This window comes from Paenibacillus sp. FSL W8-0919, assembly GCF_038003785.1.
In the GTDB taxonomy this organism is placed as follows: domain Bacteria; phylum Bacillota; class Bacilli; order Paenibacillales; family Paenibacillaceae; genus Paenibacillus_AQ; species Paenibacillus_AQ lactis.
Genome location: NZ_JBBOPV010000001.1, coordinates 5,010,623 through 5,024,564, shown reverse-complemented (window position 1 = coordinate 5,024,564; position 13,942 = coordinate 5,010,623). Strand labels below are relative to the sequence as shown.

Sequence of the window (13,942 nt, the reverse complement as noted above, 5' to 3'; positions counted from 1 at the left end):
GATACCCGGCTTTATTCCCGGCAAGCGAAAGAGGAGCAGCCGGGGACGCGTCTTGAAAACCATGATCGTTTCGTACATGCTCATCCTGTTATTGCCTATGACCGTGGGGCTTTTTCTATATGGACGGGTGGAAAACGTGATGGAAAACAATGTGGAGCGTTCAAATTCGGCAATGCTGGAGCAGCTGCGGCTTTCAATGGACAGCAAGCTTAAAGAGTTTTGGCCAAACAAATCATGTTTAACCCGAAGCTGGCTCATTTGCTGAATCTTGATAGGCAAGATCCAGCCGGGGCGTATCGCCAGGTAGAATTCGTCCGCGATTACTTGAACCGCTATCAATCTTTTGTAAGCGGATTCGTGAAGGACTATTATGTTCATCTGCAAGCGGGAGACGTCATTCTGAAGCCGGGAATGCGGACGGATGCAAGAACCTTCTACGACAAGTATTATCGGTTTGAGCATATGGAATTTGAAACTTGGAAGCGGACGTTGCTCGGCAGCTACCACAACAAGGCTTTCTTGCCCTCCAATGTGCTGCTGCAGGACCCGAATCAAGCAAATGGCAACCCGGCGGATGTCATCACTTATGCGCAGTCCCTTCCGTTCCATGAAGTTTCCAATATCCGCGGAACGCTTGTGATCATGATCGATGGGCAGCAGCTTCAGGAGATGTTCCGGCAAATCGAGTCCGCGAACGACAGCGAGATTTATATCCTCGACAAGGAACAGGGCGTGATCGCAAGCTCCTCTGGCTCGGAGCTGTCATTACAGGTGACGGAAAAGCTGGCTGGTCCATCGGGATTGTTTAAAACTACATTAAATGGCACGGACAGCATGATAACCTTTACGGAATCCAAGGAAGCCGGCTGGCATTATGTGTCCGTCATGCCGATGGACAGCGTTATGGAACGAGTATCGCAGCTAAAGAGAATGGCGCTCACGGTGTTAGTCGTATCGCTTGTCGCGGGGGCGGCCATTGCTTGTTGGTTTGCATACCGACAATATAGTCCCGTCAAACGGGTGGTTGATGCCATACTTCAAGGAAAGCCGGTTCAGGATAAGCCGGCCGCAAACGAATATGATTTTATTTTGCAAACGATCGAAGGCTCGCTCGTTGAGCAGCGGCATCTGAGAGAGCGATTGTTCAGGCAGACGCCTGTCATCCGTGCCGATTTTCTGTCAAGGCTCATTCGGGGATACATTGATCCGGAACATGCGGGCGATCACGGGGGGCCGTCATTAGCGACGATGGGTATACACTTCGCGTCCGACAAGTTTGCAGTCATCATTGTTCAAGCAGTGAATATTACAAGGCTGTCACCAGAGCCATCCGAGCAAGACTGGACGCAAATTCGGTTTATCATCTCGAATATCGGCACGGATATTGCAAATTCGGGACATCAGGGATTCGCTGTCGATCTGGAACGCGATCGGGTAGCGATCCTGATCAATTTCCATCCGGTTGAAGAGGTGGAAACAGGACTCTTCCTTCATGAGATCGCAGAACGATTGCTTCGGGTCTTGGAGGACCGTTTTCATATTTCCGTGACGATCGCCGTCAGCAGCGTACACACAGGAAACGGAACCATCGGCAGCGCTTATCTGGAAGCAATGGCAGCCCTGGATTACCGGATGTTCAGCGGTAGAAATTCAATCATTCACTTCGGGCATGTACGGGACATTAAGCATCATTATTACTATCCGATCGAATTCGAGACGCAGCTTGTCAACCATGTGAGAAGCGGAGATACGGAAAACGTCGCTAAGCTGCTGGACAATATTTATACGATGAATTTTAATTCATCGGGAATGACCCCTGAGCTGGGAAGATGCTTGTTCTTCAACATTATCAGCACATTTCTGAAAATACTGAATTTGACGAACACGGATCATGAAAGCCTTCTAGGCCCGAGCTTTGATCCCGTAAAACACATATTCGGTTGTTCCACAAGCGATGAAATGCATACCGAGACCAAGCGGTTGTATGAAAAGCTGTCCCGTCTCTTTCATACGGAGCACAGCGATCACAGCATCCAGCTGCAGCAGGATTTGATGGTATTCATCGACCGGAATTTAACTGACTATAATTTAGGACTTGGCATGATTGCCGACCATTTCGGCATGACGCCGCAATATATCTCGAGTTTCTTTAAGAAGATGAATCAATGCAATATCACCGACTATATTACCCGCGCGAGGATTGAGAAAGCGAAGACTTTGATGGAGCAATCGGAACTGACCAATGCGCAGCTGGCCCAACTAGTCGGCTATACAAACGATGTCGTGTTCATCCGGGCATTCAAGAAATTGGAGGGGGTAACACCCGGCAAATATCGGGTGAGTGCAAGCGGGCATTAAACTTGAACGTGAAGAGGAGTGGCAAATTAGACATGGAAGCGATCCAGGAACCATTAAAATACGGCGTGACCACGACTTGGACGCGTCAAAGGACCGAAGCCGCCATTGAATTCGTGCTGCATAAGATCGATGAAAATTTGGACACATTTTCGGACCGTTTTCCGTCCCCTGCAAGCCGTAATCATATCTACGAGCCAATCGGCAACACGGAATGGACCTCGTCCTTCTGGACCGGGATGCTGTGGTTGGCATATGAAGTTACAGGTGATGCGAAGTACCGCTCGCCCGCGGAGCATCAACTCCACAGCTACAAGGAGCGTGTGGAGCAGCGCATCGCAACGGAGACGCATGATCTGGGTTTTTTGTATTCCTTGTCCTGCGTGGCTGCATACAAATTGACCGGGAACGAAGATGCAAGACAGGTTGCCTTGGCCGCCGCAGACCTATTGATGGAGCGGTTTTTCGAGAAAGCCGGCATCATTCAGGCTTGGGGGAAGCTGGACCAACCGTCTCAGCGCGGCAGGATGATCATCGACTGTTGCATGAATTTGCCTTTGCTCTATTGGGCGACTGAAGAAACCGGTAAACCGAAATATCGACGTGCTGCCATAAGCCATGCCCGGCAATCCGCTGCATATTTGATTCGTGAGGATTCCTCAACGTACCATACGTATTATATGGATGTCGAGAGCGGAGAGCCAAGATTTGGGCAAACGTCCCAAGGGTACGCTGATCATTCATGCTGGTCGCGCGGTCAGGCCTGGGCCATTTATGGTTTGCCGCTCAGTTATGCATATACAAGGGAAGAAGCGCTGCTGCATCATGCTGAGCGGGTCACGAAATACTTTTTGAATCGGCTGCCTGAGGATTATGTGTGTTATTGGGATTTGATATTCACCGAAGGCCTGGAAGAAGAGAGGGACAGCTCGGCGGCCGCCATTTCGGTATGCGGAATGCTGGAACTGGCTAAGCACTTGCCGCTCTCGCATCCGGAGCGCCGAACGTACGAGAACGCAGCACTTCGTATCCTGGAGTCTTTATCCGATCGATATACGACGGCTTCGCTCCCTGAATCCAACGGCATTCTCCAGCATGCGGTGTATGGAAAGCCGCTCGGGAACGGAATCGACGAATGCTGCATATGGGGAGATTATTTCTATTTTGAAGCGCTGGTGAGGGTTTTAAAAGATTGGGATATGTACTGGTAAAGGAAAGAACGAGATGCCGAGAAGTACGAACAAATTGCTAATGACCGCCATTTGGCGGCCGTCTTTTTTGTCGCAGGCACAATCAAATCCAATCATCAATTACTTCATGTTGACTTCGCTTGGCTCACGCTGCATTTTCTCTGAATAACTTAAGTCGATTCTTATAACAATAAACCTTGGACTCCATATTTGAACTGCAGATAAGGAGCCATTCCCAAGCCATAATCCGGCTATCAAGTTGATGCATTGGAAATAAGGCTAAAATATGAGGAGGTTATATGCATGCAATTCCAACAGCCGCAAAATCACCAAAATATTGAAACCGGTATGGTTCCTCCGCAATTGAACCATGGCGGGCACGAAATGTTCGACGTCCACGAAGTGTTGGCAGGGGCCATCAATACGATTGATACTTATACGATGCTAAGCGGGCACGTACAAGATCCGGAGCTTCGGGATATTATGCAGCGCCAGAAGCAATTTATGGCTGATGAATACAACATCACCTTGGAGTGCTTTAAATCAGGGCAAGACCCATCCAAACCGACCCAAAGCTATAAAATGAAGCAGGGGAATGACTTTACTTACGGGATGAAGCCATCCCAGCCGAAGAAACCAATGCAGTCGACAGCAGAAATAAACGATGAGTTCATTTCCCAATGCATGCTGAATGCGGTTAAAGCCGGTGCTACCGTAAAAACAAATGCCGCCCTGGAATCCACCAATCCAGTCGTGCGCCGGGTGCTTGCAGATTCGCTGCCAAACTGTATTGAAATGGCTTATGAAATCTCCCTGTATCAGAACAAGCATGGCTACTATCAGGTACCACAGCTTCCGCGGCAGGATATGACGCAAATGCAAAATAGCTACGCTCCTGCTATGGTTCAGCCGCAAACACCTGGCAATATAATGCCTCACTAATGATCCAAGCGCCTTATCTCGAATGGGATAGGGCGCTTTTTTTACGACAACTTTTACCATTGCCGGCTCGATTAAACTCCTTTCACAGCAATCGCGGGAAGTTACTGGGAGCCATCGAAAATGCTTGCCAGATCGCATATCTTTCATTAACATGAAATGAATCTGTCTATACCTTCGAAAGGAGTATGCCATGATTGCCCTTTAAGGAAACAGGAGGATGGCTTAATGAGTAAAGGCTCGAAATCTGTGATGTTGTTGACAACGGTAGTTCTTCTGGCTGTTCTTCTCGTAGGCTGCGGCGGCACCGACAAATTGACGGTCGATCAGGTTAACATCGTGGCCGATCTGCTGCCGGACGGTGACTTGTACGTGGAGGAGCTTTTTACCTATACTGTCAGCGGTGAGTACGATTCGATATCGCGATTTATGGACAATTTCGGGGATGCGAATATCGAGTTCTTCGAGGCATATGTTCCACCCGTCGATCGGGAGCTAGGCAATTTCGGCTATCAAAATTTAGAGCGGTATCCGGTCACCTTAAGATGGAAAAGGGGTTCCTACTTCATCGATGTACAGGCAAAGGATGAAACCAGGCAGGTATATTATCGCTACAGGCTTGATAAGGAGGCAGTGAAATATGACGATCGTGGAGAGCTGGATTGGTCCTTGCTTAAGGATAACGACAAGGAGCATCAGAACGTATCGGTTACGCTGCGTATAAGGCAGCCTGTGCAAGAACCGGTTATCGTCTATGCTTACGACCGCTCCGGTGGGGCTGTTACGGAGACTTCCGAACGAGTATCCCGATACGAAAACAAGCTTCTGCCGAAGGGGGATCATGTGCGGATGAAGGTGTTTGTTCCAGCAGAGGCGCTTCCCGAGTTGGAAACGACGTCGTCTTCTTCCCTACTATCGGAACGGCTGGAGCAAGAGTCGGCGCTTCAACGCCGATTCGTGGAGCGGGATCGTCTGCTTGAAGCCGGTGTTTATGTAAGCCGCTGGATGACTTATGCCGCAATAGCAGGTGTCGTGTTTTATGCACTATCCATTCGCAGGCTCGCAGCATGGTGGGACGGACGGCGAATAACCATGGAAGAGATTGAACATATGGATCCGAGCAGTCTGGTCTACCTCTTCAGGAAAGGTAAGCTTCGGCGCGAAAATGTGCTCGCCAGTGTGTTTGCTCTGCGACGCAAGGGCATGCTCGATATTTCCATGGAGCATTTGGGAACGCGGTTTCAGCAAGATGACAGCGCCCCGAAGGAGGGCCCGCAGTTCAGATTCGCGGGGAATCGTTCCGGCTTGACGAAATCGGAGCGGTATCTTCTGAGCTGGCTGTTCCGTGGGACGGAATTTCTGAAACTGGACAGCATATCCGGGCCCACGAAATCAGAACGTCATCAGAAAAGCTCGATGCACATCTACAAGAATCGCTTGAAAGGCCTGGAGACAGGGTTCAATCGTTGGCGGGAGATCGTGGAACAAGAGAATCGCCAAACGATAAAGTACGGAGTATATAGGCCGAGAAAAATAATCTTCGCCGTGCTTGCTCTCGTGCATGTTACATTGCTGACCTACCTGTATATCGCGGACGTTATATCATGGGGATGGATCGGCGTAATGATTCTTATTTTGGGAGGCGGAGCCGCCCTGGCTTCCATTCGTTGGCGTCAGAAAAAATATATCATAGCCTTCTTGATCGTCTGCTTCTTCATGGGTGCTCAAATCATGTACGACCCGGTCGTTGATACATACTTGGACTTTGTTCTTCTATCGATTCTATTGGTCGGACTTATGCCCGGAGTCGTATTAGATCGCAGATCGGAAGCCTGCCGGAGCGCGGTGAAACGATATCGCAGAATGCTGGCTAGAGGCGGCAGGAGCGAAGATCGCGAGCCTATTCATCTCGAACGGATGATGGAAGCGGCGCTTCTGCTCGGCGTAGGAAGGAGGTTTTTGACACGTATTCGAAAGAAGCAACCGGATTATGTCCGATCTCACGCTTCTCCGCTATTTGATCCCGCTTCGCATGTTGCGCTTGATTTTGCCTTTCAACGGTCATGGAAAGGGTTGGCTGGCAACTCGTCTTCATGGAGCAGCAGTGGCGGAGACGGTGGGGATGGGGACAGCGGTGGCGGATTTTTCGGGGACAGCAATGACAGCGGCAGCGATGGAGGAGATGGCGGCGGCGATTAAACAGCAAGCTGAAGCGAGAACTTTTTAGCGTATTTTCCTTTTATTCGTAAGCAGCAATATTCATCAATCTTGGCAATTTAGGAGCCCCTCGTTAGATCTAACATTGGTCAGAGGGGCTTTTTTTATTGTCTTCTTCGTATCTAAATTTCGATTAGAGGACAATCTCGCGCGTTTTCGGTCGTGGAAAGGCTTGACACCTAGTCATGTGGAATGATAATTTGTATGCACAACTAAAAAGGAGTGTATAAGATGGAACACTTTCATGACCACTTACTCAAGGGATGTCTATACTTCACGGCCAATCAGTTGGCCCGCTCCATGACCAAACTAGCCGAGGATGAATTTCGCATAACTGGCTTGTCTCCGACCTACGCGTTCCTGATGATTGCCGTGAATGAGAAGCAAGGCATTTCTCAGAAGGAGCTTGGAGAGGTTTTGCATATAACACCTTCAACGGTGACCCGTTTTATCGAGAAGCTGCAGGCTAAAGGCCTGGTGTACGCTGAACAAAAGGGCAGAATGTCCTTGATTTACTCCACGGAGAAGGGGAAAGAGCTGCAGCCGGATATCGAGAAAGCTTGGCTTAACCTCTATGATCGGTACTCCAATATCATCGGAGAACAAACCGGAATCGAATTAACAGAACAGCTATTCCAGATAAGCAATCAATTGGAGGGTAAAAAGTAGAGTTAAAAAAAACGCCGCCTGTCTCTTTCAGGAGGCCTTGGCGGCTTTAAAGGTTTATGACGATGCCTTCATTATTGTAACCAAGTAACATTACATCATTTCATGAATGCTTCGCGATTTAGGGAAGATGATGGCAAGCTCTGTATATTGGCCTGGTTCGGATCGCGCAGACAACCGGTGTCCCAGTTTGATGGCCATCTGGCTGGCCAGGTACAATCCCAATCCCGTTGATTTTGCGTCATTTCTACCGGTTAATCCGGTGAAACCTTTATCAAAAATTCTTCCGAGATCTTCCGGAAGGATGCCGATGCCGGTATCCCGGATCAAAAGCCGCTTCTCGCTCGGATTATCCTCGATGGAACAGGTAACGGCACCTCCTTGGTTTGTATATTTCAAGGCGTTGGTGATGATTTGGTCGAGGATGAATCCAAGCCACTTGGCGTCACTGTGAACCGTGTGTTCTTCTTCCCACATGGTGAACCGGAGCCGTTTGGCAACGAACAGCTTGGCGTACTTGCGGACACAGGCTCGCATGATCTGGTTCAGTGAAACCTCGGCAATCAAATAATCCCTCGAAAATGAATCGATCCGAGAATAATAGAGCGCTTGTTCAACATAGTGATCGATTTTGTTCACTTCATCCTCCAGCTTATTCACGAGCTCCTCAGCCGATTTGCCGGCACTGTTTCTCATCAGCAGATGGGCAGCCGTGATGGGAAGCTTTACCTCGTGAATCCAAGACATGATAAAGTCATGATAGTCCTTCCGTTCCCCATGGTACTTTCGAATAGTGTCCAGCTTCGCTTGATGGAGCTTTCTTGCCAACGCTGTGTAGAGCTGTTGCTCATGACTGATCGGCTTTGGTACAGCAGCGACAATATCGTCATCATCGTTTCCGGTCAATTCATCCAGTGCTTGATAATGTGCATAGCGCCGAGCATATCCAACGATCAGATAGGTGGCGGTTAAGATTAAGCACCCGAGCAGCGTGTAAAAAATATCTCCGGCATCATATTTTCCGGATGCACTAACAAACATCATTAAGGTTGCAAACAGCATCTGCGCGACGGCCAATAATATCACATAACGTTTATCTTCTAAATATCGCAGAAAACTCATTTGATCATATACCCTTCACCCTTGATCGTTGTGATAAACCGGCTTTTTCCCAGATCATCCAATTTTTTTCGGATTCGCGTCATATTAACCGTCAAGGTGTTGTCATCCACAAAGCTTTCATCCTCCCACAAACGGCGCATGATGGTTTCTCTGCTGACGATGCTACCTTTACTCTGCATCAACAGATTCAGGATTCGGAACTCGTTCTTCGTCAGCTCCACTGATTGCTCTCCGGATAACAGCCTCCCATCATGAAGGTTCAGGATCACGCCTTCATGTTCGATTACATTCGGGAAAGGATCGATATACGAGTAGGTTCTGCGCAGCAGCGCTTTGATTTTGGAGATCAGCACTTCGTCATAGAACGGCTTCTGTATATAGTCGTCTCCGCCCATATTGATCGCCATCACCATATCCATTGGCGTATTGCGGGAGGAAAGGAAGATAATCGGCACATTGGAGACTTCCCTAATCCGGCTGCACCAATAGAAACCGTCATACACAGGCAGGTTGATGTCTAAGAGCATCAGATGAGGCTGTTCTGCCACATAACGTTCCTGGACCCGATCAAAATCGTTACAAAGCACAGACTCGAATCCCCATTTCTGCAAGGTTTCCCCGAGCATTTCACTGATCGTTGCATCGTCTTCCACGATCATGATCTTCACATATAATCCCTCCGATCCGGCGCGGTTCATGTCATTTCATCTCATTATACCTTTGATAGGGAAAGCAAACATCATCGCTTTGGACAAGGTTACAAAAATGTAAGCCTGCTCAAGAATTTCGTAAGTCAGGAGTAAGGCTGCTCGTTAAAAACGGTGTTATGATACCAGGGAATGATTACCTGGAGGTGGAGAACAGATGAAAGAGCTCGTTAAAATACAGCAATTACAAAAGTCGTACGGCGTCAAAGGAAATGTGATCCCGGTGCTGTACGGCATTGATATGACTGTTAAGGAAGGAGAATTTGTCGGGATAATGGGGCCATCCGGCTCCGGGAAAACGACACTGCTCAATATCGTATCCACGATCGACGAGCCGACCTCTGGAGACATCGTGATCGACGGGGAGAACGTGCTGCAGATGAATGAAGCACAATTATCGGAGTTTCGCCGAACGAAGCTGGGCTTTATTTTTCAAGACTATCATCTCTTAGATACGCTGACCGTCAAGGAAAATATTGTGCTTCCGCTCGCCCTTGCAAGGATGGGCGTCGATGAAACGGAACGCCGGGTGGCAGCGATCGGGGAGCGCTTTGGCATCGGCCATATTATGGACAAATACCCGTATCAAATCTCCGGCGGGCAAAAGCAGAGAACGGCTGCTTCCCGTGCAATCGTGACCGATCCGAGACTGATTTTGGCGGATGAACCGACGGGTGCTTTGGATTCCCGCGCTGCTGCCGACTTGCTCGAGGCGATGAAGGATCTGAACGAGCAGGAATTCGTCACGATCCTGATGGTCACGCATGATGCTTACGCAGCAAGCTATTGCAGCCGCGTGATGTTTATTAAAGACGGCGGCATTTTTGCAGAACTGGTCAAGGGAAGCATGTCCAGAAAGGAAATGTTCAAAAAGATATTGGATGTGCTGAACGTGCTGGGAGGAGATGCCAATGACGCTGTTTGATCTGGCTAAGAAAAACATACGGGGCAATTTCCGCCATTATTTTGTTTATTTCATCTCCATGTTTATAAGTGTCGTCATTTTTTATATTTTCGCTTCCCTGCAGTACAGTACGGAAATCATGAACGCGATCGAGTCGTCCAGCAGCATGAAGTCCACGTTCTTCATTGCTTCGATCGTGTTAATCTTGTTCGTGTCGGTGTTTATCCTGTATTCCAACCAATTCTTCTCCAGAAAACGGAAGAAGGAAGTAGGGCTGTATGCCCTGCTGGGATTGCCCAAACGAACGATCGGCCGTTTGCTATTCTATGAAAATCTTCTGATCGGTTTAATCGTTCTCGCATTGGCAATCGGTGCCGGATCTCTTCTGTCAAAGCTCTTCACCATGATCCTGGCCCGGCTGCTCGGCATCAGCGTGGATATCGGGATGTCGATCTCCTTTCCGGCTGTCATCAGTACGATCATCGTGTTCATGATGATTATTCTGATCACTTCTGTGCAGGCGTATAGGCTGATCTACCGATTCCGGCTGATCGAGCTGTTTCGTGCGGAACAGGAAGGGGAGCGGGAACCGCGGGCTTCCATCCTTTCGGCGTTTGCTGCTATCCTCATCCTGTCGATCAGTTATGGGTTCGGACTTCGCGAGTTTGCGAATAATGAGCAGATCCTGACCAATCTTGGGGTGATGTCGGTCGGGATCATAGCGGGGACGGGACTCTTGTTTTCATCGCTTATTATTTTTGTCCTGCGATTGGCGAAGCGCCGTAAACGTTATTACTATAAGGGGTTGAACTTGGTAGTTACGTCGAATCTCGTCTATCGCATGAAGGGGAACGCCCGCACGTTCGGCATCATATCCATCTTGTCGGCTTTGGCGTTGTGCGCATTCAGCTTTGGCTTGAGTACTTACCATACCTACGAGCATTCCACGCGTTTGATCGCTCCCTTCAGCTATATGTTTGTTAGCCAGGAGGAAGCTTTTAACAAGCAAGTCGACCATCTGATCCGAAGCGATATGGCGCATCCTGTGGCCGAGCAGGTTACGATTCCTGTTATTCATCTGAACGGACATTCTTCGAGCGATGAGATTATATCGAAGAAACAAATGGCATCTAACGATCGGCCCATCAAAGTCACCTCCGTGAGCGGATATAACCGGGCTGCGGAAGCGCTCAGCATTCCCCGACTGGATGTGACGGAGCCCGGCCGGGCGATTGCGATTCGCCCGATGTACACGGAGCATGAGTGGTCGGATTATGACGGAGAGACGATCACCTTGGAGCTGCCCTCACGACCGTTGACTCTGGCATTTACCGATATGACGATCGAACGTATCGTGAACTGGAGCTATCCGGATATAATGGTCGTGGTCGCTGATGAAACCTACCGCGCCATCGAGCGGCAGAGTCCTTCTGTAGACTATATCGGCTACACGGTAGAGGGGCAGAAAACAACGAGGGCTACGTCTAATGCGCTTGCCGCCATGGCCACGCCGGAATCAAAGATGACGTCGTATTATGCCGAATATCGCGTTGGAATCGAGAGCGCTGCGCTAAATGTATTTATCCTTGGCTTTTTGGGACTTGTATTCCTCTTGGCAACGGGGAGCGTCCTTTATTTCAAGCAGTTGACCGAAGCGGCGGGAGATCAGGCCCGCTACGATGTTCTGAGGAGAATCGGTGTGAGCAATAACGAGATTAGCGGTTCGATCTTTAAGCAGAACGCTATGATCTTTATGCTGCCGCTGCTCGTTGGGGTGGTACATTATATTGTCGTATTCAGCTGGCTAAGGAGGCTGTTCGGCGGATTGGGCGGCATCAGTCTTCTGGAGCCCGTCCTGGTCTGTATTAGCGTGTTTATGATGATCTATATGGTCTACTTTGTGCTGACCGTAGGTTCTGTCAGCAAAATTCTCATCGGGGAAACCCCGCGTTGGGTCCGTCTTTCGGTGCTGGTGATCATGTCAGTAGCCATCATACTTGTCGGGATCTTCGTATGGCTGGCCCTGGTCCCGCAGGAAGAAGAAATCGCAAAGGGGCCAAGCGTCCAGCTCCACATTCCTGCACCTATGGGGAAATATCCGGTCGGCGTGACAGAGCTACACTTAATGGATAAGGACAGAATGGACCCTTGGGTTAACGAAGGACCGAGGGAGCTTATGATCAGCATCTGGTACCCTGCCGAGGAAGAAAGCGGACAAAAGGCCATGTATATGCGGGAAGGTGCAGCAAAACATTATGACCAAGCGGAACTTCCATCCATCGGTCTTACCCCTGGCACGGTCAATCTGGCCGATATCGATACCCACGCATGGCTGGAGGCGCCTGCGGCCGATAATGAGGGAGGTTGGCCGGTGATCATCTTCTCCCCGGGCGGCTCCATCCCGCGAAGCTTTGGCACGATCCTGGTGCAGGAAATGGCTAGCCGAGGATATGTCGTCATTACGTTGGATCATACCCATGAAGCATCAGTCGTCGAATTTGCCGACGGTCGGGTCGTAACGGAGGCGCTGCCGGCTTTCAGTGCTGAAACGGTGCTTAAGATGATCGATGTCCGTGTTGATGATGTGCGATTTGTACTGGATCAATTGATCGAAATGAGGGCAGGCAGCAATCCGGATGCAGGTAAGAAGTTGCTGCCTCAAGGTTTGGCCGCCAGTCTTAATCTTTCCAAGGTAGGCATTTATGGGCACTCTGCCGGGGGAGCGACGGCTGCGCAAACGATGTATGAGGACGAGCGAATCGATGCGGGGATCGATATGGACGGTACGATGGGGCATATGCCCAATCACCCGCTGCCCGTTGCCCAGCACGGCCTGGATCGTCCATTTATGCTGTTGAACTCCGGTTTCAACGACGAGGGAGATGTGGACTCGCATTTGACGGCGGAGGACCGGGCTATGTTCTGGAACCATACAAGCGGTTGGAAAATGGATGTGACCATACCGAACGGGGCCCACTTTACCTTTACCGATTATCAGTCCCTGTTGCCTCAGCTTGCAAGCAAGGTAAGCCTTTCCAGGCTTGCGGTCCAGCAAAGCATTGGAACCGCTGACTCTGAGCAATCGCTTGACGCTCAACGGGAATATGTGGCAGCGTTCTTCGATTATCATTTAAAGGGCATTCCGCAGCCTCTGCTCGCGACTACAGACTCGCCTTACACAGAGGTTAATGTAATCAACTAGCGGTTGGTCATGAAAGCGAAGAAATGATGGACCTTTAGCCACTTAACCAGCCGTATTCCATCCATGCCTCGCTCATATCAGAGCGGGGCTTCAGGCGCTGCGAATAACGCTTGGAAGCAATGGCCGATACGCCTTTCATTTGTAGACTAAACAAGAATAAACAAGTCTGTCCGAAAAAAATACAGTCCGGTCTTAAATATCGGCAGTGGGTCAATTCCCGTAAGTTGTTCTATATTTAGGATGGGCGAAATGACACAGCTACAAGCTAAAAGGAGTTGGACAAAGTAATCGATCGCCTTTTCAAACTAATCATAGGGGAAGGAGTTGAATATTTATTATTTAATCCGAAGTTACCTTTAATCGAAATTTTATATCTTTAGCTGAAAGGAAGTAGAATAACGTACAAGTCCGAACTGGGTCGCACGAAATTTACCAGCTCAAGCAAAATGATCGGAAATTAACCTGAAAATTGAAAAGGAAGATATCATTTGTCAAAAAAGTGGAATTTGAAGATCGCAGCCCTTATCAGCTCTGCATTAGTAATAAGCTCCATATCACCGTTAACCCTAAATGCTGAAAGTCCTGAGGCTTCATCTAACGTAACCGGGTCTCCGTCTGGAGTCACTATGGAACACCTTCA

The 13,942-nt window shown here is 49.2% G+C and carries 10 protein-coding genes; 8 read left to right on the top strand and 2 right to left on the bottom strand.

Annotation, left to right across the window (positions count from 1 at the left end):
- The first annotated feature begins 52 nt into the window (after positions 1-52).
- The 6 genes from NST44_RS22690 to NST44_RS22665 all read left to right on the top strand — a co-directional run bounded on the left by NST44_RS22690 (position 53) and on the right by NST44_RS22665 (position 7,370).
- A complete protein-coding gene (locus NST44_RS22690; protein WP_340900650.1) occupies positions 53-265 on the top strand; it encodes a hypothetical protein in 213 nt (70 codons plus the stop codon).
- Positions 220-2,358 (top strand): helix-turn-helix domain-containing protein, encoded by a 2,139-nt coding sequence (locus NST44_RS22685; protein ID WP_340900649.1) that lies wholly within the window; start codon positions 220-222, stop codon positions 2,356-2,358. The genes NST44_RS22690 and NST44_RS22685 overlap by 46 nt, the downstream gene beginning before the upstream one ends.
- A 32-nt stretch (positions 2,359-2,390) precedes the next feature.
- A complete protein-coding gene (locus NST44_RS22680) occupies positions 2,391-3,566 on the top strand; it encodes a glycoside hydrolase family 88 protein (protein WP_340900648.1) in 1,176 nt (391 codons plus the stop codon).
- 282 nt (positions 3,567-3,848) lie between these two features.
- Positions 3,849-4,487, top strand: coding sequence for a spore coat protein (locus NST44_RS22675; protein WP_007128308.1), 639 nt, complete (start codon positions 3,849-3,851; stop codon positions 4,485-4,487).
- Positions 4,488-4,712: 225 nt separating this feature from the next.
- On the top strand, positions 4,713-6,683 hold the full coding sequence (locus tag NST44_RS22670; RefSeq protein ID WP_340900647.1) for a DUF2207 domain-containing protein: 1,971 nt from the start codon (positions 4,713-4,715) through the stop codon (positions 6,681-6,683).
- A gap of 249 nt (positions 6,684-6,932) precedes the next feature.
- Entirely contained in the window at positions 6,933-7,370 is a 438-nt protein-coding gene (locus NST44_RS22665) for a MarR family winged helix-turn-helix transcriptional regulator (RefSeq protein WP_007133286.1), read from the top strand.
- 90 nt (positions 7,371-7,460) lie between these two features.
- On the opposite strand, the gene NST44_RS22660 is transcribed toward NST44_RS22665, so the two are convergent.
- Both NST44_RS22660 and NST44_RS22655 read right to left on the bottom strand, forming a co-directional pair.
- Positions 7,461-8,489, bottom strand: coding sequence for a sensor histidine kinase (locus NST44_RS22660; RefSeq protein WP_340900644.1), 1,029 nt, complete (start codon positions 8,487-8,489; stop codon positions 7,461-7,463).
- Positions 8,486-9,157, bottom strand: a complete 672-nt coding sequence (locus NST44_RS22655; protein ID WP_028404595.1) for a response regulator transcription factor — start codon at positions 9,155-9,157, stop codon at positions 8,486-8,488. Before NST44_RS22655 ends, NST44_RS22660 begins: the two co-directional genes overlap by 4 nt.
- Before the next feature lie 196 nt (positions 9,158-9,353).
- Between NST44_RS22655 and NST44_RS22650 the strand changes: the two genes are divergently transcribed.
- Both NST44_RS22650 and NST44_RS22645 read left to right on the top strand, forming a co-directional pair.
- Positions 9,354-10,121, top strand: coding sequence for an ABC transporter ATP-binding protein (locus NST44_RS22650; protein WP_028404596.1), 768 nt, complete (start codon positions 9,354-9,356; stop codon positions 10,119-10,121).
- Positions 10,108-13,302 (top strand): alpha/beta hydrolase, encoded by a 3,195-nt coding sequence (locus NST44_RS22645; protein ID WP_340900642.1) that lies wholly within the window; start codon positions 10,108-10,110, stop codon positions 13,300-13,302. The genes NST44_RS22650 and NST44_RS22645 overlap by 14 nt, the downstream gene beginning before the upstream one ends.
- Positions 13,303-13,942 lie beyond the last annotated feature (640 nt).

What these genes read in the sequence shown, in the direction of transcription:
- NST44_RS22660 (WP_340900644.1), bottom strand. Translation starts at nt 8,489, where the DNA reads ATGAGTTTTCTGCGATATTTAGAAGATAAACGTTATGTGATATTATTG.
- NST44_RS22645 (WP_340900642.1), top strand. Translation starts at nt 10,108, where the DNA reads ATGACGCTGTTTGATCTGGCTAAGAAAAACATACGGGGCAATTTCCGC.
- NST44_RS22675 (WP_007128308.1), top strand. Translation starts at nt 3,849, where the DNA reads ATGCAATTCCAACAGCCGCAAAATCACCAAAATATTGAAACCGGTATG.
- NST44_RS22650 (WP_028404596.1), top strand. Translation starts at nt 9,354, where the DNA reads ATGAAAGAGCTCGTTAAAATACAGCAATTACAAAAGTCGTACGGCGTC.
- NST44_RS22665 (WP_007133286.1), top strand. Translation starts at nt 6,933, where the DNA reads ATGGAACACTTTCATGACCACTTACTCAAGGGATGTCTATACTTCACG.
- NST44_RS22680 (WP_340900648.1), top strand. Translation starts at nt 2,391, where the DNA reads ATGGAAGCGATCCAGGAACCATTAAAATACGGCGTGACCACGACTTGG.
- NST44_RS22670 (WP_340900647.1), top strand. Translation starts at nt 4,713, where the DNA reads ATGAGTAAAGGCTCGAAATCTGTGATGTTGTTGACAACGGTAGTTCTT.